The 23,201-nt window shown below is 43.9% G+C and carries 26 protein-coding genes, 1 other RNA gene and 1 pseudogene; 14 read left to right on the top strand and 14 right to left on the bottom strand.

All coding sequences use genetic code 11. The annotated features are described in order from the left end of the window. Positions 1 to 48: 48 nt before the first annotated feature. From CSUNSWCD_RS01780 to napA, 7 genes are read right to left on the bottom strand one after another with little or no spacing between them, the layout of a single operon-like run. Positions 49 to 396, bottom strand: a complete 348-nt coding sequence (locus CSUNSWCD_RS01780; RefSeq protein ID WP_009492930.1) for a chaperone NapD — start codon at positions 394 to 396, stop codon at positions 49 to 51. Then, the gene (locus CSUNSWCD_RS01775; RefSeq protein ID WP_009492929.1) at positions 393 to 1,364 is read right to left on the bottom strand and encodes a WD40 repeat domain-containing protein; all 972 of its coding nucleotides are present in this window, start codon (positions 1,362 to 1,364) and stop codon (positions 393 to 395) included. The genes CSUNSWCD_RS01780 and CSUNSWCD_RS01775 overlap by 4 nt, the downstream gene beginning before the upstream one ends. Then, on the bottom strand, positions 1,361 to 1,831 hold the full coding sequence (locus tag CSUNSWCD_RS01770; protein WP_009492928.1) for a 4Fe-4S dicluster domain-containing protein: 471 nt from the start codon (positions 1,829 to 1,831) through the stop codon (positions 1,361 to 1,363). The genes CSUNSWCD_RS01775 and CSUNSWCD_RS01770 overlap by 4 nt, the downstream gene beginning before the upstream one ends. After that, positions 1,828 to 2,427, bottom strand: coding sequence for a nitrate reductase cytochrome c-type subunit (locus CSUNSWCD_RS01765; RefSeq protein WP_009492927.1), 600 nt, complete (start codon positions 2,425 to 2,427; stop codon positions 1,828 to 1,830). Before CSUNSWCD_RS01765 ends, CSUNSWCD_RS01770 begins: the two co-directional genes overlap by 4 nt. Beyond that, positions 2,424 to 3,224 carry a quinol dehydrogenase ferredoxin subunit NapH gene (gene napH / locus CSUNSWCD_RS01760; RefSeq protein WP_009492926.1) on the bottom strand — a complete coding sequence of 267 codons (801 nt, stop codon included), beginning with the start codon at positions 3,222 to 3,224 and terminating at the stop codon, positions 2,424 to 2,426. Before napH ends, CSUNSWCD_RS01765 begins: the two co-directional genes overlap by 4 nt. Continuing rightward, positions 3,221 to 3,985 carry a ferredoxin-type protein NapG gene (napG, locus tag CSUNSWCD_RS01755; protein WP_009492925.1) on the bottom strand — a complete coding sequence of 255 codons (765 nt, stop codon included), beginning with the start codon at positions 3,983 to 3,985 and terminating at the stop codon, positions 3,221 to 3,223. The genes napH and napG overlap by 4 nt, the downstream gene beginning before the upstream one ends. A 2-nt stretch (positions 3,986 to 3,987) precedes the next feature. Beyond that, positions 3,988 to 6,774 carry a nitrate reductase catalytic subunit NapA gene (napA, locus tag CSUNSWCD_RS01750; protein WP_009492924.1) on the bottom strand — a complete coding sequence of 929 codons (2,787 nt, stop codon included), beginning with the start codon at positions 6,772 to 6,774 and terminating at the stop codon, positions 3,988 to 3,990. A gap of 768 nt (positions 6,775 to 7,542) precedes the next feature. On the opposite strand from napA, the pseudogene CSUNSWCD_RS11640 reads away from it, so the two are divergent. Further along, positions 7,543 to 7,851: pseudogene (locus CSUNSWCD_RS11640) on the top strand (ClbS/DfsB family four-helix bundle protein). 256 nt (positions 7,852 to 8,107) lie between these two features. Then, positions 8,108 to 8,743, top strand: coding sequence for a hypothetical protein (locus CSUNSWCD_RS01740; protein ID WP_009492920.1), 636 nt, complete (start codon positions 8,108 to 8,110; stop codon positions 8,741 to 8,743). A 336-nt stretch (positions 8,744 to 9,079) separates the two neighbouring features. Here the strand turns inward: CSUNSWCD_RS01740 and CSUNSWCD_RS01735 are convergent, their stop codons facing one another. Together CSUNSWCD_RS01735 and CSUNSWCD_RS01730 are read right to left on the bottom strand one after the other, a co-directional pair. Beyond that, on the bottom strand, positions 9,080 to 10,414 hold the full coding sequence (locus tag CSUNSWCD_RS01735; protein WP_034964068.1) for an OprD family outer membrane porin: 1,335 nt from the start codon (positions 10,412 to 10,414) through the stop codon (positions 9,080 to 9,082). Between the two features lie 151 nt (positions 10,415 to 10,565). Next, positions 10,566 to 11,606 carry an AI-2E family transporter gene (locus CSUNSWCD_RS01730; RefSeq protein ID WP_009492917.1) on the bottom strand — a complete coding sequence of 347 codons (1,041 nt, stop codon included), beginning with the start codon at positions 11,604 to 11,606 and terminating at the stop codon, positions 10,566 to 10,568. Between the two features lie 408 nt (positions 11,607 to 12,014). On the opposite strand from CSUNSWCD_RS01730, the gene CSUNSWCD_RS11240 reads away from it, so the two are divergent. Further along, positions 12,015 to 12,182 (top strand): hypothetical protein, encoded by a 168-nt coding sequence (locus CSUNSWCD_RS11240; protein ID WP_009492914.1) that lies wholly within the window; start codon positions 12,015 to 12,017, stop codon positions 12,180 to 12,182. Further along, positions 12,179 to 12,622 (top strand): hypothetical protein, encoded by a 444-nt coding sequence (locus CSUNSWCD_RS01725; protein WP_009492913.1) that lies wholly within the window; start codon positions 12,179 to 12,181, stop codon positions 12,620 to 12,622. Before CSUNSWCD_RS11240 ends, CSUNSWCD_RS01725 begins: the two co-directional genes overlap by 4 nt. Before the next feature lie 62 nt (positions 12,623 to 12,684). On the opposite strand, the gene CSUNSWCD_RS01720 is transcribed toward CSUNSWCD_RS01725, so the two are convergent. From CSUNSWCD_RS01720 to panB, 5 genes are all read right to left on the bottom strand, one after another. After that, positions 12,685 to 13,128: an Lcl C-terminal domain-containing protein gene (locus CSUNSWCD_RS01720; RefSeq protein WP_051990276.1), complete on the bottom strand. Its 444-nt coding sequence runs from the start codon at positions 13,126 to 13,128 to the stop codon at positions 12,685 to 12,687. Positions 13,129 to 13,153: 25 nt separating this feature from the next. After that, positions 13,154 to 13,657 carry an Lcl C-terminal domain-containing protein gene (locus CSUNSWCD_RS10870; RefSeq protein ID WP_009492911.1) on the bottom strand — a complete coding sequence of 168 codons (504 nt, stop codon included), beginning with the start codon at positions 13,655 to 13,657 and terminating at the stop codon, positions 13,154 to 13,156. A 49-nt stretch (positions 13,658 to 13,706) separates the two neighbouring features. Further along, entirely contained in the window at positions 13,707 to 14,720 is a 1,014-nt protein-coding gene (gene ruvB, locus CSUNSWCD_RS01710; RefSeq protein ID WP_009492910.1) for a Holliday junction branch migration DNA helicase RuvB, read from the bottom strand. 236 nt (positions 14,721 to 14,956) lie between these two features. Beyond that, the gene (locus CSUNSWCD_RS01705) at positions 14,957 to 15,844 is read right to left on the bottom strand and encodes a tetratricopeptide repeat protein (protein ID WP_009492908.1); all 888 of its coding nucleotides are present in this window, start codon (positions 15,842 to 15,844) and stop codon (positions 14,957 to 14,959) included. 196 nt (positions 15,845 to 16,040) lie between these two features. Continuing rightward, the gene (gene panB, locus CSUNSWCD_RS01700) at positions 16,041 to 16,844 is read right to left on the bottom strand and encodes a 3-methyl-2-oxobutanoate hydroxymethyltransferase (RefSeq protein WP_009492907.1); all 804 of its coding nucleotides are present in this window, start codon (positions 16,842 to 16,844) and stop codon (positions 16,041 to 16,043) included. Between the two features lie 84 nt (positions 16,845 to 16,928). On the opposite strand from panB, the gene CSUNSWCD_RS01695 reads away from it, so the two are divergent. From CSUNSWCD_RS01695 to CSUNSWCD_RS01655, 10 genes are all read left to right on the top strand, one after another. Next, a complete protein-coding gene (locus tag CSUNSWCD_RS01695; protein ID WP_009492906.1) occupies positions 16,929 to 17,336 on the top strand; it encodes an Hpt domain-containing protein in 408 nt (135 codons plus the stop codon). Between the two features lie 66 nt (positions 17,337 to 17,402). Then, positions 17,403 to 17,760, top strand: a transfer-messenger RNA (tmRNA) gene (ssrA, locus tag CSUNSWCD_RS10965). A 301-nt stretch (positions 17,761 to 18,061) separates the two neighbouring features. Continuing rightward, complete coding sequence (locus CSUNSWCD_RS01690; protein WP_009492905.1) at positions 18,062 to 19,279, top strand: tyrosine-type recombinase/integrase; 1,218 nt, start codon at positions 18,062 to 18,064, stop codon at positions 19,277 to 19,279. Beyond that, positions 19,280 to 19,903, top strand: a complete 624-nt coding sequence (locus tag CSUNSWCD_RS01685) for a hypothetical protein (protein WP_009492904.1) — start codon at positions 19,280 to 19,282, stop codon at positions 19,901 to 19,903. It begins immediately after the preceding gene. Positions 19,904 to 20,182: 279 nt separating this feature from the next. Then, positions 20,183 to 20,374, top strand: coding sequence for a helix-turn-helix transcriptional regulator (locus CSUNSWCD_RS01680; RefSeq protein WP_009492903.1), 192 nt, complete (start codon positions 20,183 to 20,185; stop codon positions 20,372 to 20,374). 1 nt (position 20,375) lies between these two features. After that, positions 20,376 to 20,837, top strand: a complete 462-nt coding sequence (locus CSUNSWCD_RS01675) for a hypothetical protein (RefSeq protein WP_009492902.1) — start codon at positions 20,376 to 20,378, stop codon at positions 20,835 to 20,837. Then, complete coding sequence (locus tag CSUNSWCD_RS01670) at positions 20,830 to 21,060, top strand: hypothetical protein (RefSeq protein WP_009492901.1); 231 nt, start codon at positions 20,830 to 20,832, stop codon at positions 21,058 to 21,060. The genes CSUNSWCD_RS01675 and CSUNSWCD_RS01670 overlap by 8 nt, the downstream gene beginning before the upstream one ends. Then, positions 21,057 to 21,293 carry a hypothetical protein gene (locus tag CSUNSWCD_RS01665; protein WP_009492900.1) on the top strand — a complete coding sequence of 79 codons (237 nt, stop codon included), beginning with the start codon at positions 21,057 to 21,059 and terminating at the stop codon, positions 21,291 to 21,293. The genes CSUNSWCD_RS01670 and CSUNSWCD_RS01665 overlap by 4 nt, the downstream gene beginning before the upstream one ends. After that, positions 21,290 to 22,123, top strand: coding sequence for a phage antirepressor KilAC domain-containing protein (locus tag CSUNSWCD_RS01660; protein ID WP_009492899.1), 834 nt, complete (start codon positions 21,290 to 21,292; stop codon positions 22,121 to 22,123). Before CSUNSWCD_RS01665 ends, CSUNSWCD_RS01660 begins: the two co-directional genes overlap by 4 nt. A gap of 65 nt (positions 22,124 to 22,188) precedes the next feature. Next, complete coding sequence (locus tag CSUNSWCD_RS01655) at positions 22,189 to 22,935, top strand: hypothetical protein (RefSeq protein WP_009492898.1); 747 nt, start codon at positions 22,189 to 22,191, stop codon at positions 22,933 to 22,935. The last annotated feature ends 266 nt before the right edge of the window (positions 22,936 to 23,201 follow it).

The following is a 23,201-nucleotide window of genomic DNA, read 5'->3' as shown; positions in this document are numbered from 1 at the left end:
TCTATATTATATATCGTCAAATTTAGGATAAAGTTAACGGGTAAAAAATTATTTTACCCTATCGCCGACGTGGCCGTTATATACGATATCCTTAGCGTCGATATTTTCGTCAAGTAAAATTTCGCTTATCTTGCCGCTTTTTTTGATGCTTTCGATATCTTGTTGCAAATCCTCTTGATAGCTGTATATCATCGCGGCTCCTGCGACGCCCTCGACGCCTTCTAGCGCCTTAAAGAGCTCTATCTCGCCGTCTAAATTTTCCGCGCTCATCACGACTACAATCTTGCCATCTTGCGCGGCGATGACCTCACAGCCTTTTACTTGATCGATTCTTTTAGCTACTTCGGCAGCTTCGTTTCCGTCTTTGGTATATACTATCGCACTTGATATATTCATTTTACGCTCCAAAATTTAACCTCTTTTTCGTACGCGACGCTGATTAGCCTACCGTTATCGGAGAGGTAAATTTCATTTAAAATTTGCTGTCCGGTTTTTATGGTCGCGAGTTTTGTTTTGCTTGCGATGTCGTAGACCAGGATATCGCTCTCTTCGCCGTTCATATACGCTAGCGTTTTGGCGTCATCGCTAAGCCCCGTCGCATAAACAATAAAATCGGCCTTAAAATAACTCATCGAGCCGTTAAAAACACCCGCTTGTTTGTCGATGCTACCAACGGCTACGACGTCATTTTTATAGTCGATGTCATACATGTTGTCTTTAAAGAAATTTAGAGTCTGCTCGGTTTGGCGAGTTTTTAGATTATAGACATAAATTACGCCGCTTTCGGCTCCGATAGCGATTTTGTCGCGGGTTTTGTTGATCTCAAAATCCACATAAAGCGCGATGGAAAATTTATGTTTAAAGACCGCTTTCTTACTCTCTAGGTCGATATAGTAAATTTCATTGCCAAAGTCCGATACTACCGCCGTTTTTTCATCTATGAAAAAGGCTTTTTTAGCGGATTTGTTGGCTAGGTGCATATTGCTAACCTCGTTCCAGCTATCGTTTTCTTTTTTAAAAACATACAAATAGCGCTCGTTGTAATCCATCTCAGTTAAAACCAAAAGCATGTCGCCCAGCCGGTCGATGCTAAAAATTTTTGCTGGCTCTTCGTCGCTAAAGTGCGTTTTGACCGTGCGAAATTTGATCGGTTCCAAAAATTTATCTGCCTTTATGTCGTAGATATCAAGCTCGCTACCGTCCGTGCCCAGATATAAAATTTCATCTATCAAATTTGAGCTTATCACGTTTGCGCCGGCTTTTATGACCTTATCAGGTTGTGATATCTCAAGCGGTGCCGCCGTCAAATTTACGGTCAAATTTAAGCAAAAAATCGCCGTAAAAAATAAAATAAATTTTCTCATAACGCCTCCATTTTGATACTATTTGCGAAGCAAACTTCCATACACTGCGCGCAGCCGACGCATTTTTGATTTATACTCGGACGAAAAACGCCTAAAAAATCGATCGCTCTAAATTTGCAAACGTCCTGGCAACTACAGCAAATCGTGCCGTTCCATGCAAGACAACTATGCACGTCGATAAAAATTTTAGCTTCGATTTTAGTCGCGAATTTTAAATTTAAAACCTCTCGTCCCGCCTCTTCGCAAGCGAGCGCACACTCTTTACAAAAGTTGCACCCCAAGGACTTAAATTTAAAATTTACTCTCTCGTTTTCAAAATTCAAAAGCTCTCTGTCGCAAGCGCTAACGCAAGGCGCTTCGCAATCCACACAATTAAATTCGCCGCAAAAATAAGGCGGAGCGATAAATTTTTGAGCGGTTTTGCCGCCCAAAAATTTAGTAAATAGTTCGCGTCTGGATACGCTCACCTAACGCCTTCGTTTAGTACGTCTAATAGATTGGAATGCTGAGATGAGTTAGCATCGCGGTACTCCGGCTTAAAGTTATTTTTAAACTTAGTCTCTACGTTAGCCTGCGGTACGTGGCACGTAGTGCAGTTAAAGCGGTCGTCGCTAAGCTTGCCCTCAAGGTCTTTTTTGTTCCTTATGCTATAAAGGTGCGATTTAGGGATCGGAGTCGCGCCGACGTCTTTTGCGACTTCGGGCATATGACATGTAACGCACATATTATTATCCGCAGTTATCGGTACCAAACCCTCTAAATCATGAGGTATCATCGGCGGTGCGTTTTCAAAAGAGCGCTCATATCTTTGCGCTTCGCCTGCGGCAGGTTTCGTCCAGTTGATATCGGCTAGCTTTACCTCCTCTTCGTCCATAACGTCGTTAGCCGAACGCAAGATATTTAGATCCTTTGCTTCTTTGCTATCGGATGATTTTGATTTATTTTTTTGCTCTACTTTTTGAGTTTGTACGGAGCTAGATGATTTTTGTTCTTCTTTAGCTTCGACGTATCCCGAAAATACGAGGACGGCACACGCCAGTCCCGCCAAAATTCTCGCTTTCATTGATTTTTCTCCTTTAGTAAATTTCTAATGTTAAATTTGAGCGCGTCGTCATCGCAGACGTCTATACAGCGTCCGCAGCTGATGCACTCGCTTGAGGTTATAAACCCGCTTTGCTTGCCGATGATGCCAAGCACTTGGTTTTCCGGGCAGATTAGCTTACACTTCATGCAGTTAGTACAGCTAGCCGCATCGTGTTTTACTCTGATAAGGGCAAATTTGCCAGCTATGGCATAAAAAGCGCCCAGCGGGCAAAGCTTTGAGCAGACTAATCTATCGCCGATAAACGCGTCTATCGCAAACACCCCAAACGCCACAAACAGCCACAGCGTACCGCCGTATATGACGCCGCGCTGAATAATGCCGATAAAGCTAACGCCCTCAAACGCCGGAGCCGAAGTGACTAACGAGATAAAAAGCGTAAATCCCAAAACGTAATATCTCGCACTTCGCGTGAAATTTACGAATTTTTTATCTTTATCGTAGCCAAGCTTTACTCTGACCCAGCGAGCGGTTTCGGTGATGATATTTACCGGGCAAACCCAGCTGCAAAAGGCGCGCGGAGCGACGATCGCGTAAAAAGCAAACACGATAGCAGCTCCCACAAGCGCACCCGAAGCGATACTAAAACTAGCTAAATATAACTGCAAAACGGCAAACGGATCGCTAAGAGGAACGACTCCGAAAAGCAAAGACGAGCTGAGATTGCCTTGTAAAATTTTAATTCCGTAGTAGTTGCTCGCAAAAAATAACCCTAGGATCAAAATTTGACTTATCCTTCTTAAAATCAAATATTTCATAGCAAATCTCCGCTATTTAGATAGTCGTTTAGCTTTTTCTCGTCGGTTTTAAACTCTTTTGGTTCAGCATCTTTTAGCTTTTTATCCGCGCCCTCAACCCAGCCTTTTACGTACTGTTCGTTGCTAGAGCCCAGTCCGATCTCGCGCGGAAGCACGAAGATAGAGGCCTTTGGCGTCACGCAAACTTGCTCGCACATGCCGCAGCCCGTGCAGTAGTCGGCGTCCACGACCGGTTTAAAAAACGCGTGCTTTTGTGTGCGTTCGTTGCGGACATATTCAAGCCTTAACGCTTTATCTATCAAAGGACAGGCGCGGTAGCAAGCGTCACAGCGAAGTCCCTCGTAAGCGATGCAGAAATTTGGATCCAGCACCGCGATACCCATTTGCGCTTTGTTTATATTTAGCTTTCCATTATCCTCGCTCACTAGCTTCGTATCTAGCGCTCCGGTCGGACAGGCGACCGTGCACGGGATATCCGTACACATATAGCAAGGGATATTTCGCGGGGTAAAAAACGGAGTGCCGTAAGGCAATCCGTCGTCTAGATCCGCGAGCTTAAGCGTATCCCAAGGACAGGCTTCTACGCAAAGCCCGCAGCGTATGCACTCGCTAAGGAAATTTTTCTCCTTCAAAGCACCTGGCGGCCTGATGAGTAGAGTTTGGGCTTTAGCTGTCGTTTGCGTACTCCAGGCAAAGCCGCCCGCGAGAACCAAACTAATCGCCTTTAACCCAAATTTTAAAGCCTCTCTTCTATTTTGCATTATTAAGCCTTGTAAATTTTAACCGCGCATTTTTTATAGTCGGTCTCTTTTGAGATCGGGCAAGTCGCATCTAGGCAGACTTTGTTGATATACACGTTTTCATCAAAAAACGGCACGTAAACTAGACCCATCGGCGGTTTATTTCGTCCGCGCAGATCGATTCTTGCTTTTACCTTACCGCGGCGAGATTCGACCCAAACTACGTCGTTATGCTGTAAATTTAGCTTAGTCGCGTCGTGCTCACTCATATAGCAAAGAGCCTCTGGAACCGCACGGTAAAGCTCAGGAACACGCATAGTCATAGTGCCGGTGTGCCAGTGCTCCAAGACGCGGCCCGTGCATAGCCAGAAAGGATACGTAGTATCAGGCATCTCGCACGGATCCATATAAGGGCGGAAGAAAATTTTAGCTCTATTAGCGATAGAAAATTTCTCGTCGCCGCTAGTTACTTTTGCTAGATCGCCTTTTGGAAGCTTGCCTTTTTTGTTACCGTAGAATGCAAACTGCTTGCCGTCTTCGGCAAATTTCTTCGCGTACGGATCGTATTTGGAGTTAAATCTCCACTGAGTTTCTTTGCCGTCTACTACAGGCCATCTTAGACCGCGCACTTTGTGATAAGTATCAAAGTCGGCTAGATCGTGTCCATGGCCAGAGCCAAATTTGCGGTAGTCTTCCCAAAGATATTTTTGAACGAAAAATCCGTAGCCCTCAAATACCTTGCCGTCTGAGCCGACTACTTTTCTGCTGTCGCCGAAAACTTCAGAGTTATCGAAATCTTCCATTATCGCGTCTTTTGCAGGATAGCTCTTAGCCTCTTCGTTTGCGAAAAGCACGTCAAATAGCGTATCTTCTTCGCTATAACCCATGGCTTTTGCCTCGTCTAGCACGCTTGGAAGCGTTAGCTTATCGTCCACTTTTTGTTTGCCCCAAACCTCTTTTAGTTTAAAGCGTTTAGCAAATTCCAGCATTTGCCACGTGTCGCTCATCGCTTCGCCTACCGGAAGGACTTGCTGACGCCAGTGCTGCGTTCGGCGCTCGGCATTACCGTACGCGCCCCATTTTTCGTAAATCATCGCAGTAGGCAAGATTAGATCGGCAACCTTAGCCGAGATGCCCGGATACGGGTCTGAGACGATGATAAAGTTATCCATCTCGCGAGCGGCTTTTATCCAGTGGTTTGCGTTTGCGGTATTTTGCCACGGGTTATTTACCTGCACCCACGCCCATTTCATCTTTCCATCTTCCATCTCGCGCATCATTTTGACATAGTGAGCTGCCGGTTTTGGATTTATCGTGTCTTTTGGCAGTTTCCAAATTTTCTCACTTATCTCGCGGTGTTCTGGATTATCCACGACCATATCAGCTGGCAAGCGATTACAAAACGTGCCGACCTCGCGAGCCGTACCGCATGCGCTTGGTTGTCCAGTTAGAGAGAACGCTCCGTCGCCAGGTTTCGCTTGCTTACCAAGAAGCATATGCACCATATATGCTTGCTCATTTACCCACGTGCCGCGCTGATGCTGGTTAAAGCCCATCGTCCAAAAGCTAACTACTTTTCTGCCTTTTTCTATATATAGGTCGGCGAGTTGTTTTAGCTTTTTCTTAAATTCTTCCAAATCCTCGTTTGGATCGCCTTTGATTAGAGGTGCGCAGAAATCAAGCGTATAAGGCTTAAGCGCTTCTTTAAATTCCTCGAAAGTTATTTGCCAGTGTTTACCCGCAGTAGCCGTATTTTTATTTTCCATCACATCGCCGGCTTTGTAGCCTAGGTATCCAAGAGTCGTGCCCTCGTTTTTGCTTAAAGTCTTTTTAAGTTCGGTCTCGATGACGTCTTTTTCGGCATTGTAGTTAGGATGATTTGGATTATTTCTAAGTCCGTAACCGATATCTACCGGTCCCGTAGTGAAAACGCAGTGGCTATTTACGTAGTCCCAGTCGATAGCTTCAGGATGATTATAAACGATCTCGTGAGCGATATAGTTCCAGATAGCTACGTCGCTTGACGGAGCAAAGATAATCTCCGTATCAGCAATATTTGACGTTCTAGTGGAATATGTACTTAAGTTTATAACTTTTACGCGCTCAGGATCGCTTAGCTTCTTATCGCTGACGCGCGCCCAAAGTATCGGGTGCATCTCCGCCATATTAGCACCCCAGGTTATGATAGTGTCCGTTAGCTCGATATCGTCGTAGCATCCCGCAGGCTCGTCGATACCGAAAGTCTGCATAAATCCGGCGACCGCGGACGCCATACAGTGGCGAGCATTCGGGTCAATAGAGTTGCTTCTAATACCCGCTTTCCATAGTTTGACGGCTGCATAACCCTCTAAAATAGTGTATTGACCCGAGCCAAAAACGCATGCTGAGTGTACGCCGTTTTTCTTCATGGTCTCTTTATATTTTTCCGCCATGATATCAAAGGCTTTTTCCCAGCTAATAGGCTTAAATTTGCCCTTTTTGTCAAATTCGCCCTTTTCGTTTACGCGTAAAAGCGGCTGAGTGATGCGGTCTGCGCCGTACATGATTTTGGCGTTAAAGTAGCCTTTGATGCAGTTTAGGCCGCGGTTTACTGGTGCTTCAGGGTCGCCCTTGACGGCTACGATTTTGCCCTCTTTGGTTGCGATCATTACGCCGCAGCCCGTTCCGCAGAACCTACATGCCGCTTTATCCCAGCGCCAGCCCTTTTCAGCTGTGTTTTGCGCAGCTGCCATAGAACTAGGCAGTGCTATGCCCGCACTCGCGCACGCGGCTGAAGCGGCGGCGCTTTTTATAAAATCTCGTCGATCCATTTTATCTCCTCGTTTATTTTTTAAGATAGTTCTTAAAAATCAGGCGGATATTAACCATTACAACCTAAATTTAAGTTGATTAAAAACAATTAGTTCTTTAGCAATATTTGGCATTCAAATTAAGACCAAAATTATCTTTATTTCGCCTATTTTAGGGGTAAAGCTTAAAAGTACGAATAAATATAAAACTTTATATTTACTAAATCTGATATGCTTTTTGATAGCAAAACCCATAATATCCCAGAAACTTTTTTTAAAATATAAATTTAACGTGTAAAATCGTAACATTTTTTCATTGTAAATATAAAGCTATATATCAAGTAGAAAAACAGTGGTCTATTTTTAAATTTAGCCTTTTAAAAACGCTAATTTTAGGCTAAATTATCATAGGTATAAAATTGATTAAAATTCAAAACCATATAGCTCATAAATTAAAAATTTAATCAAATTTGCGAGCTATATTTAAATTTTATTTTTAATTTTTAAAATATAAATATAAATTAAATTTTACCCTTTGTTTTTTGGCAATACCCGTATCTTTAAAGTGCAAATTTAAAAGCATGCTGTAAAAATTGCTCAAATTTAGCCAAGGATAAAAATACCGCGACCGACGAATAAAATAGACTTACTAAGCGCCTCAGAGACAGATTTTAAAAGCTTTTATCGCTAATTGAAAGCATGAATGAGGCAGAGCAAGAGGCCAAATTTGACTTCTAGGATAGGGACAAATGCGTACGAGACGCGCTCGCGCACCTTTACGAGTGGCATTTGCTTTTGATAAATTTTATCCAAAAGAACCTAAGCGGTGAGCGGGCTTCGTTTTTGCCGCAACCGTACAACCGGAAAACATACTCGCAGATGAATGTGCAAATTTGACGAAACCACCAAGATACGCCGCTTTGCGAGGCAAAAGCTTTGCTAGCGCAAACACACGAAAAAGTGATGCAGCTTACGGCATATTTTAGCGATGAGGAGCTCTTTGCTCGTGGGCATTTTGATTTCACGGGCGACCTAAATCTCGCCTCCTACATCACCAGCAGCGCCTCATCACACTACGACTGGGCGATAAAAAGATAAGAAAACACAAAGGATGTCTAAAAACTAGCTTGTGATCTGCCGCTTTACTAGTCAAATTTAGGCAGGCAAATTCGCCAAATTCGGTCGCCCATCACTTTAAATGCGTCTTAACATTAAGCTAGATTTAGACTTTTAAATTTCAGGAGAACGAATAAAAATAAAATTTTCTCTCATAGCTGCCGTTTTAGCGCTAACAGGATGCGGCGATAACAACATCGATATCGTCTAAAACTACACGCTACCGATAAAAAAATCAATGACGATAGGCGCCGCCGTAGACGGGTACAAGGGCTGCCAAAAGGTAAAATGGGAAGATGTTAGTGGAAACAATCTAAAACTAGTCAAGGTAACTTGCGAGGTTAGTAGCGACGTGCTTAAGGCGGAATTTGACAAACAAAACGCTCGCTACGAAGAGGCCGTGCAAAAAGCCAAAGACGACGCGCAAAAAAGTCTAGAAAAGACGCTAGAGCGGATAATAAACAACTGCAACGAACTAAAAACCGAAGGCAGCAGCGACGCAAACAAAGAGGAGATGCTGGCACTGGCGAATAAATTTTGTAAATACGACGAAGAGAAAGCAAAGAAAAGTAGCTTTAGCGCGCCCGTAAACTGCGATAACGACGCGATAGCGAACGAGCTCGCAAACAAAAACAAGCTAAACGGCAATGCCTTTTTATTTAGCATCTTCATAAGCCAGTTTCAATGGGCCGCGTTTGATTCGCAACGCCCGCCAAAACCGATATTTTTCGGAGATATGCCAAAGCAGATAAACTCGCGCTCGTACGAGCTCAAATTTATCATCAACACCGATAAAACCGTCGATATCGACCGCAAAGCCGTGATGATAGAGGACGGCGAACGTAAAGAGATCGGCAGCGGCGTACTCGGGTAAATTTTACGAAAGATAGGCCTTTATTATAGCTTGCACGGGCGAACGATTTGCTCTTGCAAGCTTAAATTTGCTTTTATTTCCAGCAGATCCATACAAAGCGCGAAAGTAAATTTAGATCGCTACGGACAAATTTCAGCCTTTAAATCCACGCTATTTTTTCAAATCTCGTTTTATCAAATTTAACTGTTCTTGATTTTTATCTTTTAAATTTAGGTACAAATTTACCCAAAAAGATCAAATTTATGCAGGTTTTACTAGGTCAAATTTGCGCATAAAACGCAAGAAAAACAAAAAAGAAGCAGCGGACGCGTCAAATTTGCGTCCGCATTAAAGTAGCTAGTTTAGAAGGTTAAATTTATATCCGACTTGCAGCCAAAGCTCGTTGTTATCGGTCTTTCTAACGGCTCCTCTGGTATCAAAGTTCTTTCTCTCAAGAGCCGTATAGGTGACGCTTGCGCTTAGCCCTTTGACCCACGGCATATCGTAGCTAGCCTGCGCCGCCCAGCCTTGGACGTTCATGTGCGTGTTAGCCGCGGTCGGGCCGGCGTTGCGATGCGGGGCGTCTTGTCTGCCTTTTACTAGATGTAGTTTTGCTTTTAAGCCCTCGGCGCCCACTTCTTTAAAGTCGTACTCAAACAAAAGCTTATGCGTATTCATACCGGCATAGCCCGTAAATACGAAAGGCCCGCGGATAGGAAGCAGCGTGTATGAGCCGGGACCGTTACCTAGACCAAACGCCAAAGCGTCGTTGTCGCCGACGGTCGTATAGGCGTAAGAGGCGCTAAAGCCAACAAAATCATAAATCCCCGCCCTTAGGCCGATCATATTTCCGTCGTAGTTTAGGTCTTCTAAGCCTCTTGTAGTGCGAGAACCCTTGTACATCGCGTCAAAACCGAGATTAAAGTCGCCGACGGGTACTTTATAGTTAGCCTCGGCTAGGTAGAAGTTGATGTCGCCTTGCAGCGTGCCGCGCCTAAGATCGGTCACTCTAGCGTATGCGCCGGTTAGTTTTAGATTCGGGATGCTTTGATTTATGACCGCGCCGGTAAAGATATTATCAAACTCATACGCCACAGGCCCCATGCCGCCTACTATAACTCTATCTTTAAAATGCGGAGCGCGTCCCTCTTTGCCGCCAGCTACGACGGCGCTTCTGCCTTGGAATTTATAATACCAGCCGCCGATCAATGCGGTGTTTGGTATGTCTTTATTTACGATCGTTAGACCCTCAAACGCCTCTTTAAACGCGCGCGTCGGATTGCCCGCTACTAGCGGAGTATTTACGTATTGACGGCCGAATTTTATATCAGTCTGCCCTATGCCGTAGCCCAGATATACCTCAGACATTACCGCGCCCTGCGTTCTCCACTCTTTATCGTACAAGGTGCCGCTTTTTCTCATGCTGTTAAACGGTAAGAAGTTGCCCTGCCCCGTAACGCCGAGCCTAAAGCCATAAAACGGATCGGTCACGTATCCAAGCTCAAGCTGTATAGACGTCAGCTGCTCGTCGTGTATCGGCGCGCGCTCGTCTTTTTGATCTACATAGGTAGCTTGGATCTTACCTGCTAGTTTTCCTTTGGTAAATGCCTCCCCAAAGGTGTCGGCTGCGTTTGCGGCGCCCAAAAAGCCAAGCGCCAAAACGGCGGCTAAACTTAGTTTTGCTAGTTTCATAAAAACTCCTTGGTTAAATTTAGCAAATTTACGTCCCGCAAATTTAATGCAGAACATTAATCTTTATATTTAAGGATTATAGCACAGAAAATAATAAAATTCGTGTTAGATTTGTGATATTTGCTAAAAATATCGCCGATTTTAGGCAAATTTACACGACCGAGTGTTCTTTAAGCAATGTATAAAGCTTGATCGTCGAGATAAAAAACGTCACGATCGCAGGACCTAAGATAAGTCCCCAAAAGCCAAACGTCGAGATACCCGCTATCATCGAGAAAAATAGCAGCAGCTCGTTGATCTTGGTCGGGATTTTTACGAGCCTGTCGTTGATAAATTTAATCACGATCGGCTTTAAAAACGTATCTGCGACGATAGAGATCACTACGATAGTATAGACGGCGATAACGATCGCGGCCGCGGTGTTGCCGTTAGCAAACTCATAAAGGCTAATAGGCCCCCACGCGAGCAACCCGCCAACGACCGGGACAAGCGAGGTGAAGGCAAAGAGTATGCCCATCAAAAAGCCGTTGTAGCCGTACGAAATCGTGATGATAGCAAAAAGGCAACCCTGCAAAATCGCATTTAAAACGATAGAGTAAAGTACGACGCTCATGACGTTAGCCACTTCGCTAAGTATAAACTCGCTCTCGCTCTCCTTCATCGGAAGTGCGCTTTTTAGGTAGCCAACAAGCTCGCTACCGTAAAGCACCGCAAAAAAGAAAAACACGAGGATAAAAATCATGTCGAAAAGAAAGTTCACGCTTGATTTGCCGATACCGCCAAGACTAGAAAGCACGTTGGTGGAAATAGCTTTAACATCGATATCGGCGATAATCTCTTTGATCTTGGGCTCTAGAAATTTGATCGGCTCTGGTAGCTGAAAATTCCCGCTTTGAAAATAATTTAGCGTGTTTGTTATGTAGCCGGTGTTAAAGTTTGCGGCGTGTTTGGCGATCTCGATCACGGCGTACAAAAGCGGCGCGATGAACAGCGAAAACAGCGCAAGCGTCGTAAGAGCCGCCGAGAGCGTCCTTTTGCCCTTCGTTAGTTGCAAAAATTTGACGTTGACGTTTGAGGTGGCAACCGCTAGCAAGGCGGCGATAAAGATATTTAGCAAAAATGGCTTAAAAAGGTACACGACTAGCGCCAACGCACAAAGAGCGAAGATGCCAAAAAACACTCGATTATTCATTTTTTTCCTTTGAGGAGCCTATTATATCAGATTTTGCGGGGTTTTGCGGACAGGCAGGCGGTGTCGGCGGCTTTAGCGCGACCTGGTAAATCAGGCGTAAATTTAGATGCTCGCAGACGAGCGGCGGACATCTAAGCGCATACGGCAAATTTAACGCTATTTTTGGGCAGATCTGGCAAGCTTAAGGGAAAAATTAGGAGGCAAATTTGAATGAAAGATTAATTGATTTTTAAAAAAAAAGGGGGGGATAGAATGCCTTTGTATTTCATTTAAAGGAGATTTATGAGCGGTTTTTATCCGTTTGACGTTAAGCCCGAAACGTTTTACGAAAAGGGCGACTTTGAGGTCATTTATGGTTTTAGCGGTAGTATGGGCGGTTGGCGCGTAGGCATGAGGTGAAAAAGCTCCATGGAGGGCAAAAACGGCTATCCCGTTACTAGAAACGGCGATCCTTGCTATTTTTTGATTTCCGAGGAGCTTGCTGCAGGGCTTTTAGAAACTTTACCTAGCCTTGGTGAGCCCAAAGACAGGCAAAGAAAAGAAGCTATCAAAAAACTAAAAGGAGAAGACAAATGACGAAGCTAAGTTTAGCGTTAGCTGCGGCGATACTCATAGGCTGCGGCAGTGATGGAGCAAAGGCGGCAGATAAGGCGCCTCTTGAGGTGCAGGTTAGAGGAGGAGCGGTTATCATAACCTCGCTAGAAGACGGACTTAGAATATATGGCCTGATTGTAAACAGGGGAAACTGTCCTGCATTTTGGGGTAAACCATCTAAAGATAAGAAATATTATTTTAGGTTTATTGCTAGGAAGGATGAATACAGCGTGGCTGTAATTGACAATGAAAAATACGAAAAGATCGAAACTCTAGCTATACCGGATTTTTACGATAAATACGGCAAGGACAATGCGCTTGAGCTTAATTTTGGAGATAAAAGCGGAATTAGCGTAAACTGTGATCCCCTAGAAGCAGGAATTGAAACCAATAAAGGCTCTTGGACTTTTAGTTTTAGATAAAATTTCAAATTTCGGTGCTTTGGTTTTTTGCTTTTGCGCCGAAATTTAATAGTTTATTGATTTTAATATTGCCTAACACACCGTACGCAAGGACTAAACGGCCTTTCGTCCCAAACATTGCTACCGTCCGTAAAAGACACAATCCATGCAATAGACAAATCGTCGGCATGCATCGTGGAAGTCCAGTACAGCCGTGATTTCACGTTTTTAAAAGCGGAATTTATAGATGGATTAAATTTACTATCGTCTGTGATACTTAAAAGCTCAATTCTAGTAGGCAGCCGCCAGTCTGAATAGCCGGCAAAATTTAAATTTTCACAGTAACTTTTAGCTTTATCCCAATCGCCGTTAAATATCTTTGGGTCGTCTTGCCACATAAGTTTACCAAGCTTAGTTTCACTACATACAACTACATTTTTATCGTTATCTCTTTGGCAAGCGGGGATTAGTACGTCGGCATTGAGCAGTCCGCAAAGTAGCAAAGAAACCGTCATATATATTTTCATATTTTCCTCTTTATTTAAATTTAAATCAATACTGTCTAACGCATCTCACTCTGTGACGCTTAGATAGACCACTCCAGGTATCACTACCGTCCCCGAAATATACTATTCTCACTCCATACGACGGGTCCACGTTCTTTGTTGAACTTTGATAGTAGTAATAAAGTTTAACATTTTTAAAAGCCGAATTTATAGCCAAACGGCATGCTCCGTCATATGCAGCTTTTGAGCACTTCTTTGGATCAGAGACGCGCTGCCAGTCTGACTTGCTATCGTCAGTGATGCTTAAAAGCTCTTTTCTAGTGGGCAGTCGCCAGTCGGAATAACCTGCGAATTTTAAATTTTCGCAATAGCGTTTAGCTTCTTTCCAGTCGCCTTCAAACACATCTTTGCCGTCCTGCCACATTAGCTTATAAATATCGTCTCTAACGACCTCCAGACCGTCATCTCTACTAAATCCAGCCGTTTCGTTTCCGGCAAATACCAAATCAAAACATAGTAAAAGCGCGAACACAAAATAAAATTTCTTCATTTTTATCCTTTTATTTGTAATTCCGGTTTTGTCTTGCAATAAATTTTCATTAAAATAGATTTCCTTCCTTTGGACCGTCAAATTTAAGCTTAAACACCTCGTAGGCTTTGGCGCTTGCTAGCCTGCCTTTGGCGGTGCGCTCGATGTAGCCGTTAGCGAGCAGATAGGGCTCGATCACATCCTCGACCGTGCCCTCGTCCTCGCTTAGAGCCGCCGCGATCGTGCTTAGACCCATCGGACGGCGTTTGGCGGCGAGCAGGATCTCTAGATACTTGATATCCATCTCGTCAAAGCCTATGTCGTTTACGCCAAGCGCGTCCAGAGCCTCTTTGGCGCGGGGTTGCGAGATGATGGCTTCGTCGTTTACCTCGGCAAAGTCTCGTATGCGCTTTAGCAGCCGTAGCGCGATCCTAGGCGTAGCGCGTGAGCGAGCGGCGACCTCGAGAGCGGCGGCTTTTTCGCACTCTTTGCCAAGCTTCACCGAGGCGATCTGCACGATACGAGCCAGCTCCTCTCTGGTATAAAACTGCAACCTAAAATCCATGCCAAATCTATCTCGCAGGGGTGCTGAAATCATGCCCGCGCGCGTCGTAGCGCCGATGAGCGTAAATTTAGGCAGGTCGATCTTGATGGTCTGCGCCGCAGGCCCCGAGCCTATAATGATATCTAGGCGAAAGTCCTCCATCGCAGGATAAAGCACCTCCTCGATCGCGGGGCTTAGGCGATGTATCTCGTCGATAAATAGCACGTCGCCCTCTTGCAAATTTGTCAGCACCGCCGCCAGATCGCCGCTTTTTTCTATCATCGGAGCGGCCGTCATCTTGATACTCACGCCCATTTCGTTTGCGATGATGTGCGCCAGCGTCGTCTTGCCAAGGCCCGGCGGCCCGTAGAAAAGCACGTGGTCTAGGCACTCGCCGCGCTTTTTGGCAGCCTTTATAAATACGCCTAAATTTTGCTTGATCTTTTCCTGCCCGATGTAGTCTTCAAAGCGCGTTGGGCGCAGCGACACCTCAAAATCGTTCTCGAAGCTTATTTTTTCTATTTCGACTATTCTATCCATTTTTTCGGCTCTATGTTTCGTAAATTTGCCGCATTTTACAAAATTTTGGGTAAGTTTTGGCTTTGGGCTTGCTTGAAACCAGGCTTCGATTTAGGCGCCAAATTTGACGCCGTAAATGATTTTAAAATCGTATAAAGTAAAATTTGCTTTCAAATAAAAGATAAAATTTATCCGCCTCGCCGAAGCGGATAAATCTCAAAAATCAGCTTAAATTTGACGGAAAAATCAGCTCGAGCTTAAAACTCCGCTATTCTTGCCTTTAAAAGCTTGCAGTCGCTATCGTTGCCAAATTTACACCCCTCCGCGATGGACTCGAATTTTTCGTAAATTTCTATATTTTTTTCGTAGTTTTCAAAGCCCAGAGCCCTGCAGCCGTCGTCGTTGCCGAGCTTGCAAGCGCGCGAATATCCGTCGTACGCGTCGTAAACGGCGAACTCCACGCCCTGCGCATGCTCGTAAACGTAGCCAAGAGCATAGCAGCCAAGCGCATTTTTCATATAGCACGAGGTGTCAAAAGCCTTGTGCGCGCTTGTTAGATCGCGCTCTGCGCCCAGCCCCTCATGCATCATCCTGCCGTAGTTGTAGCAGCCAGCACCGTCAAATTTCCTGCACGCTTTGGCATATAAATTTATGGATTTTTTGAGATCGTTTTGCGATTCGTAGATGAGACCGAGGTTGTTGCAAGCCGCTTCAGAGCCTAATTCGCAGCCTTTTTCGTAGAGGCGGAATATTTTATTTTCATCTTTAGGGCCGAAAATTTCCTTGACGTTTAAAAGCGCCAGATCAAAGCAGCCCGTGCCGTTTCCTAGCTCGCAAGATTTTTCAAAGAAAAGCTCGGCTTTTTCGTTGCTTTTTTCGGCCCCAAGCCCACTAAAATGCATACTGCCCAGCGCCGCGCAGCTCATCGCATCGCCCTCCTCGCAAAGCGGCGATAAAATCTTAAAAGCAGCGTCATAGTCGGCATTTTCGATCGCCTGCCTCGCGGCCTCCTCGCGCTTAGAAAATCGCTTCTCGTTCTGCGCTTGCTCGCTTTGTTCGCCTAGGCTATCGATGCCTAGCCCAAAATTCGGATTTGAGGCCATTAGCGAGCCCAAAAGCGTCGCTAAAATCAATAAAATTTTCAAAACTCGCTCCTTGTTTTTAATCTAGTCTTGTTTTGATAGCCAAATTTGCCCGTCAAATTTGACGAGGGGCGGGTAAATGCAAGCGTTCAAATTTAAACCAAACTCTGTTCGTCAAATTTAACGCCTAAGGCTCAAATTTGCCGTCGTTTGCAGGATGATCAAATTTGCTGTGCAGACTAGATTTAGCTAAAACAAGCTAAATTTTATACTCAAACTCCTCGCTCGGAAAGGTCTTTTCTCTAACCTCACGAGCATAGGTTTCGACGGCCGTTCGCACCAAATTTGCTCCGTCAAGATAGCGCTTGACGAATTTCGGCTTAAACTCATCGAAAAACCCGAGCATATCGCTCCACACGAGTACCTGTCCGTCCACGTCGGCACCCGCGCCGATACCGATGATAGGCATCTGCACGCTTTTTGCGACCTTTGCCGCAACCGGGCTTAGTGTGCCCTCGACCACGGCAGAAAACGCTCCAGCGCACTCGAGCGCCTTCGCCTCATCGATCAAGCGCGCTTCGTCGGCCTCGCTGCGTCCTTTTATCTTGTAGCCGCCCTCGTTTCGCACAAACTGAGGCATGAGCCCGATGTGAGCCATCACGTTTATACCTTCGCCCACGAGCCTTTTTACGATAGGAGCGGCTTTTAGACCGCCTTCAAATTTGACGGCGTCCGCGCCTGCTTTGATAAATTTGGTCGCGTTTTTTAGCGCGGATTTTTCGTCCTGATAGCTACCAAAGGGCATATCGGCAACGACAAAAGCATGCTTTGCACCCTGCAAAACAGCCTTAACGTGATAAAGCGCGTCGTCCATTTTTAAGCTAAGGGTGTCTTTTTTGCCGTTAAAACTCATGTTTAGACTGTCGCCGACCAAGATAATATCGACGTAATCGTCAAAAAGCCGCGCAAAAAGAGCGTCATAAGCCGTGATCATAACGATGGGCTCTAAACCCTTTTTGTTAATTATATCATAAATTGTAACTTTTTTATTATTTTCTAGCATAAATTTTTCCTTAAATTTAGGTATTTTATTTTTAATTTTATCAAAAAAATGTTACAATCCTGACAACAAATTTAAGGAAACTCAATGGGAATACTGAAAAGCCTTGAAATAGACTACTCATACGACATAGTAGAGGAGTTTTTATCGCACTATACTTTGATGTGCGATTTAATGGAGCCGCTAATCATAAACCTTGCCAGGCACGATAGATACGGTAGCAATATTAGTGAACTTTTTAGAATTTTTCATAATATTAAATCCGCAGCAGGCTTTATGAGGCTTGATCCTATAATTAAGTTAACTACGTTAGCAGAGGAAATTTGCGGCGAAGCAAGGGATTTACAAGGGCCGGCAAATGAAGATTTTGTGGACTGGTTACTTTTATTGAGCGACCAGTTTAACAGATACAAAAACGACATAGAAAACGATGCCGAGTTTTTCAGCCCCTTAGATGCAAATATCGTAAAAATACCGCAAAAACTAGACGTTTGACAAAAAAAACAAAAAATAATATAATCCATAATCTTTAAAACAAGGCTAAATTTAGCCTATTCTTACGGGAGCGACTTGGCTTCGACAGGAGCAGAGCGGTCACGGTGGCACGTCGCTTTGAGCAAAGCGTAAAAAGCTCAAATAAATTTAAACGCAAACAACGTTAACTACGCTCCTGCTTACGCTAAAGCTGCGTAAGTTCAGTTGAGCCTCGCCTAGTCTGATACTAGCTAAGATAACGGCGAGTAACCCCAGCTAGCGTAGGTTGGTAGCCTGACGAGCTATTAACCGAAATCTTGTCTTAGTCTAAAATAAGGTTTTGGAAAGTGAGCCCTTTTAGATGAAAATTTCACTTTTGCTAAGCGTGTAGAGGCTGTAATCGGTTTGTTTTTGGACAGGGGTTCGATCCCCCTCGCTTCCACCATCTATCATTTTTACAAGATTTCAAAAGCCTTCAAAATCCCCTAAAATACGAGCTTTAAACCGCTTTTAGCATTTCGTAAGATTTCATTGAATATCATACATTTTTAAGAAAATAAGTGTGTTTTTGAGTGTGGGCGACTAAAAACCGAGATTTTTACACACTCAAAAATAGGATAACCGACAAGAACGGGCTTTGCGCAAAATCATAAGCGCAAAAACTAGATTTTGAGTGTGTCCAAAAACAAGCAAATTAAAATAACACACCCAAAAGCACACTTACGCACATACAAAAAGGCGAGAAAATGGCGACATTTGCGAAAGATAGCCAACTAAAAAATTACGCACTAAAAGACGGCAAGACTAGAGAGTGGATTAAAGATATTTCCACTCCATACCTTTACATTTATGCGACGCAGACTAAAAACGGCGTAAGCAAAACGTTTGTCTTTAGATATGCCGACGAGGAGCGCAAAACTAATCAAATCATCATAGGCAAGTATCCAAGTATCACGCTAGCCGAAGCAAGAGCCAAAGCAACAGAGCTAAAACGGCTAAAAGAGAGGGGCGAGGACATCAAAAAAGCCGTGATAGCTCAAAAGGCGGTTAAATTTGAGGACGCGGCGCGCGAGTGGATAGAAAAAGAGCGGGCTAAAAATACCTCATCGCTTAGCAGAGAGGCGGGGCGGATAAATAACTACCTTATGCCCTATCTCAAAAACGGCGATATTCGCACGCTAGCGCGCAGGGATTACGCGCAGACGATAGAGCGCATACAAGAAGCCGAGACCAAAAAAGGCATAAGCCACGACACGAGCAAACGCACGTTTAGACTACTTCGTAAGATTTTAGACTTAGCCGTCAATAAAGGCTACATCGAACATAACCCGACGAGGGATATTATTTTTGCCGATACTTTTAAAATCTCAAAATGCGAGAACTTTAGAGCGATAACAGACCCCGAAAGGCTAGGCGAGCTTTTAAGGGCGATTGACGGCTTTAGAGGCTCAAACAGCACCAAGCAGGCGTTAGTATTCGGCGCGCATACCTTTTTACGTAGCGCGAACGTCAGAGGGCTAAAATGGCAATATGTTAGCTTTGATAAAAACCTCATCGTATTTCCCGCTAGCGATATGAAAATGGGCGCAGACTTCGCCGTGCCGATTAGCAGGCAAGTAAAAGAGCTTTTAAAAGCTCAATACGAGATAAGGCGGGGCGATTTCGTATTTCCTAGTGACATAACGAGCCTAAAACCGCTAAGCGAGAACACGCTCAACTACGCGCTTAAGCGGTTAGGCTTTGGCGGTGAAACGGTATTTCACGGACTGAGGGCGACCGCCTCAACACTACTAAACGAGAATATCAAACGACACGGCAAAGGCGCGGAAATAATCGAGCTTTGTTTAGACCACAGAGAGCGAAACAAAATAAAATCAATATACGACAGAAGCCAAAGACTAGAGGAGCGCGCCGAGCTTATGCAGTGGTGGAGCGACTATTTAGACGAAGTGAAAGGGGAGTAAATGACCAAAGAGCAAAAAGACCAACAAAAAATAATAGAAGTGCAGACCGCATTTAAAAACAATGTCATTCAGGCGGCGAGTATCTATCCATTTTTGATTAAGAAAAAACAAATCACGGAAAGCCAGCGAGACGACCTTTTTAATAAAATAAATTTTTTAGACGCCTTTATTACTAATCACGACCAAGATTACGACCTTATGCAAAGCATACTTCAAACTATTACCGATTATGCTTTTTTCTCAATGCCCAATACATCAAGAAAAAAAACGGATATGGATTATGAGCTAGATGAGATAAAAAGTTTTTTAGATACTTTGAAAAATATGGATAAATGGCTAAATGGCGCAGGCAGACCAATGAGCGAAACGATACCACAAGCCATAAAAGATTTACAAACGTTTTTTAGCAGAGTAGCCGACGAATACAAAATACCAACGATAGCGCAGGCGGGGAAAAACTTTGTAGATACACTTTTTGGCTTATTAGTAAGCGCACCGCAAAACAAGCAAAACACAATAAGCAAAACAGACCTTTTAAAAGAGATACAAGCCCTAAAAGTAACAATCAGAACCCTGCACAATCCTACTTTTAAAAAGATACGAAAAAAGCAAAATCCAAAATAAAACGCCCTATTTTAAGGACTTTTAAAATTTCTTACATTAAAATCGATGTAAGAAATTTATTTTTTACATCTCAACCAATGCAAGTTTTTAAAAATCTACATCAAAACCCGTGAAACTTTTTTATTTTTTACATCATTTTTCACGCTAAAAATTTATTTCTAACATCGATTTTAACGCTATTTTCGCACTAGACTCACACTGTATTATTTGCTAACATTCACCCATATTTATTCAAGTGCGCACGCGGATAAATAATATCACTCGTAAGGAGTTTTTATTATGAACCCATTAATCGTAAAGAACGCCACGCTAAGCCCGAAAGAGACGGCGCAGTATTTAGGTATTTCGACCGCTACGTTATGGCGTTTTATGAAACGCGACGATTTCCCGAAGCCAAAACGCTTAACAGAGCGCACTATCCGCTTTTTAAAGAGCGAGCTAGACGCCTATTTACAAGATAGGAGTGCGTAAGATGAAAGCATTTAAAGACGATAACGAAGCGAGGCTATACGGGCGTTTTTATGCCCGTTTATCCAAATACCCCGAGATTAAGGCGATTTACGCGCAGACGGACGAGCAGGAGCAAAGCGACCTACAAAAAGGCGTGATTAAAGCTCTTTGCGTAGCCTTTGATTTATTCGAGGAGCGCGAAACGGAGCTAAATCAAAAGAGTATCGGCGAAATAGCGCGAGAGTGCAAAGAGATAAAAAGCGCGCCCGAACTTTACGTAAAAATGCTAAAAGAGTGCTACCCCGATATTTATCTCAAACATTTACAAGACGAGCAAAGCGGAGACGATACGGCAAATTTTAAGCCCGTAGCCTTTGATTTGTTTTGCGCCTTGACCGAGCAGGCGAGAGAGCTAAACGCACTCCACGCCGAAAATCAACGGCTAAGAGAGCGATTTTTTCAAAGGAGCGCGAACAATGAATAAGCTAGTATTTACGCCTAGCAAACTTTGCTTTAGCGCGGACGATGAGGTTATGCTAAAGGCTTTTAAAAAGCATTTGCACGCTTACAAGGTGGCGAGCTTAGACGGCGTAGCTCAACCTTTGCTTGATTGCGCTTACGATTTGTTTCATATCGTGCAGACGCAGAGTAAGAGCATAAAAGAGCTGGAAATAAAAGCAGGCATAAGAGAGGAGAATAACCGATGATACAAAGCAAACATAAAACGGCATTAATAAAAATGATGTGGGACGGAACGGAAATAACCGCGGGGCGAGTGTTTGGCATAAGTAACGCAAATCAGTATTTAGTAGAGCTTTTTAGGGAAAAAATCGTTAAATTTAGATGGTGCACTGACGCAAATAACCCTAAAAGGCGGTTTAAATTATGGCGTATCGACGATTTCCAAAAGGCTAAAAGATACTTAGGGGGCAAAATATGAGCGCAATAGTAACATTTAACGATCTAAATTTAGAGATTTCGGAGTATCAAGACACCTGGAGCTTGTCGGACAAGCAAGTAGCGCAGGGTTTCGGCGTAACGCAAAACGCGGTAAGCTTACAAAGAATAAAAGGCGCGACCGAATACCGCGAGGGCGTGCATTATTATTACAAAGATATGTATAACGACGGCAAAGGAAACTTAACAGATACACCCCCTTCTAATAGAAGGGAGGGAGTAAAGCCTCAAAAAATGGTCTTTTGGACTAAAAAGGGCATTATTACACTAGGCTTTAAATTGGAGGAGACGCCGCAGACGATTTTATTCAGGGATTGGGCTAGCGATTTTATCCTAAACGGCGGTAACCGCCCTTTGGATATTCACGACGTATTAGCAGACCCGCGAGCGGCTGCCGATATTCTTTTGAGGCTAGCAGACACGCAAGACGAAGTAAAACGCCTAGAGTGCAAAGTAAAAGCCGATGAGCCTTACGTAGATTTCGCACGAGCCGTTGAGGTTAGCAAGGGCGATATTAAAATAGGCGAATATGCGAAAATCCTTTGCGATAAAGATAAGGGCATAGACACGGGCGAGATACGATTATTTGCTCTAATGCGCGAGTTGGGGATTTTAATGCTCAATAACGAGCCTTTGCAAAAGTATCTAAATATGGGCTATTTTAGACGCAAACCGCAGACGTTTACAAAGCCAAACGGAGAGCGCGGGCTAAACCTCATCACTCTAATAACGCCAAAGGGTCAAGTAAAGTTAGCTAAAAAGCTAATCGAGGCGATAAAAGCAAAAAATGCGCCTCAATTAGCAGAGGGTTAATTTTAAAGATTTCTAGGGGGGCGGTCAAGCCAAGCGAAGTTTAACCGCCCTTTGGATTGTAAAACGTGGAAATATTACCTCAAATTACCCAAATACTAGCTGAAACGCCTAGCATAGCCATAGACACCATACGTGCGAGTTTCCTAAAAAACAGAGTAACGCGCAAGCACTACACCAAAATAGAGCTACTTAAAAGCATAGCCAAAAATCACGGCTTGAAGTGGCGAAAAATGCAAGATACGAAAGAGATAAAAATATCCAATCGTTATGAATTTCGAGGGCTAAAAATAACCGAGCTTTACGAACTCGAAAATTTAAGCATATTTTACGCCACGACAAAAGCCCCGAGCGAGTGCCGGCAGCGCGCCGTGATTGAGTTTTACGGGCTAAAGCAATATCACAAGCCCGCCCCGCCCTTTGACCTCGTAGCGGAGCTTTTAGGCGCGGTTAATAACGTCTCGAGCGTTGATTTATGTTTCGACCGCCCCGAACCATTTTGTCTGGACGCATTCGACAAAGCTCAAATAGGCGATACGACGTATTTAAAAACCGAGCTTACGGCGTTAGAGCGCGTCTATTTTTACGACAAAGCCAAAAAGAATAATCTAAATTTGCCATTGTATCGCGCAGAGGCAACCGCCCCGATAATCGATTTAAATAAACCCGCGTTATTGCCTAGAGCCGAACGCCTGGAGCTACAACTGCGCCAAGCCGTACGCGATTTCTCGCAAATAATCGACATTGCGACCAAAGCGCAGCCGGCAAAGCTCGCATACAAGGCAAAGAATAACAAAAGAGAGCTAAGGGCGTGATAACCGCTGATAGCTTAAAAAGGTTAAAATTTGCTATTCGCTCATACTCACGATAAGAAACCGCGCCTTTCATTTTGAAAACCTTTACAAACTCAACGTAAACGGCACACCTAGGCTATCAACTAAGCTGAAAGAGATAATAATCGGCATAGAACCGTCAAAGATAGAAATATTTTTAAACGATATTTTAAAATGTTTTGATGAAGGCTTGATTGAATACTTAGAAAGTGGGGCACAAGGAGCCCCTTGAATGTAAGACGTATTAT

It is taken from the genome of Campylobacter showae CSUNSWCD, from assembly GCF_000313615.1.
In the GTDB taxonomy this organism is placed as follows: Bacteria; Campylobacterota; Campylobacteria; order Campylobacterales; family Campylobacteraceae; genus Campylobacter_A; species Campylobacter_A showae_A.
The sequence above is the reverse complement of the archived record's forward strand: the minus strand, read 5'-3'. Positions and strand labels throughout refer to the sequence as shown.

Coding starts and splice junctions, on each gene's coding strand:
- napG (WP_009492925.1), bottom strand. CDS start 3,985: ATGCAAAATAGAAGAGAGGCTTTAAAATTTGGGTTAAAGGCGATTAGT.
- CSUNSWCD_RS01765 (WP_009492927.1), bottom strand. CDS start 2,427: ATGAAAGCGAGAATTTTGGCGGGACTGGCGTGTGCCGTCCTCGTATTT.
- panB (WP_009492907.1), bottom strand. CDS start 16,844: ATGCTAGAAAATAATAAAAAAGTTACAATTTATGATATAATTAACAAA.
- CSUNSWCD_RS11240 (WP_009492914.1), top strand. CDS start 12,015: ATGGAGGGCAAAAACGGCTATCCCGTTACTAGAAACGGCGATCCTTGC.
- CSUNSWCD_RS01685 (WP_009492904.1), top strand. CDS start 19,280: ATGACCAAAGAGCAAAAAGACCAACAAAAAATAATAGAAGTGCAGACC.
- CSUNSWCD_RS01740 (WP_009492920.1), top strand. CDS start 8,108: ATGACGATAGGCGCCGCCGTAGACGGGTACAAGGGCTGCCAAAAGGTA.
- CSUNSWCD_RS01695 (WP_009492906.1), top strand. CDS start 16,929: ATGGGAATACTGAAAAGCCTTGAAATAGACTACTCATACGACATAGTA.
- ruvB (WP_009492910.1), bottom strand. CDS start 14,720: ATGGATAGAATAGTCGAAATAGAAAAAATAAGCTTCGAGAACGATTTT.
- CSUNSWCD_RS01675 (WP_009492902.1), top strand. CDS start 20,376: ATGAAAGCATTTAAAGACGATAACGAAGCGAGGCTATACGGGCGTTTT.
- CSUNSWCD_RS01690 (WP_009492905.1), top strand. CDS start 18,062: ATGGCGACATTTGCGAAAGATAGCCAACTAAAAAATTACGCACTAAAA.
- CSUNSWCD_RS01775 (WP_009492929.1), bottom strand. CDS start 1,364: ATGAGAAAATTTATTTTATTTTTTACGGCGATTTTTTGCTTAAATTTG.
- CSUNSWCD_RS01725 (WP_009492913.1), top strand. CDS start 12,179: ATGACGAAGCTAAGTTTAGCGTTAGCTGCGGCGATACTCATAGGCTGC.
- CSUNSWCD_RS01680 (WP_009492903.1), top strand. CDS start 20,183: ATGAACCCATTAATCGTAAAGAACGCCACGCTAAGCCCGAAAGAGACG.
- CSUNSWCD_RS10870 (WP_009492911.1), bottom strand. CDS start 13,657: ATGAAGAAATTTTATTTTGTGTTCGCGCTTTTACTATGTTTTGATTTG.
- CSUNSWCD_RS01780 (WP_009492930.1), bottom strand. CDS start 396: ATGAATATATCAAGTGCGATAGTATATACCAAAGACGGAAACGAAGCT.
- CSUNSWCD_RS01670 (WP_009492901.1), top strand. CDS start 20,830: ATGAATAAGCTAGTATTTACGCCTAGCAAACTTTGCTTTAGCGCGGAC.
- CSUNSWCD_RS01735 (WP_034964068.1), bottom strand. CDS start 10,414: ATGAAACTAGCAAAACTAAGTTTAGCCGCCGTTTTGGCGCTTGGCTTT.
- CSUNSWCD_RS01720 (WP_051990276.1), bottom strand. CDS start 13,128: ATGAAAATATATATGACGGTTTCTTTGCTACTTTGCGGACTGCTCAAT.
- napH (WP_009492926.1), bottom strand. CDS start 3,224: ATGAAATATTTGATTTTAAGAAGGATAAGTCAAATTTTGATCCTAGGG.
- CSUNSWCD_RS01660 (WP_009492899.1), top strand. CDS start 21,290: ATGAGCGCAATAGTAACATTTAACGATCTAAATTTAGAGATTTCGGAG.
- CSUNSWCD_RS01730 (WP_009492917.1), bottom strand. CDS start 11,606: ATGAATAATCGAGTGTTTTTTGGCATCTTCGCTCTTTGTGCGTTGGCG.
- napA (WP_009492924.1), bottom strand. CDS start 6,774: ATGGATCGACGAGATTTTATAAAAAGCGCCGCCGCTTCAGCCGCGTGC.
- CSUNSWCD_RS01665 (WP_009492900.1), top strand. CDS start 21,057: ATGATACAAAGCAAACATAAAACGGCATTAATAAAAATGATGTGGGAC.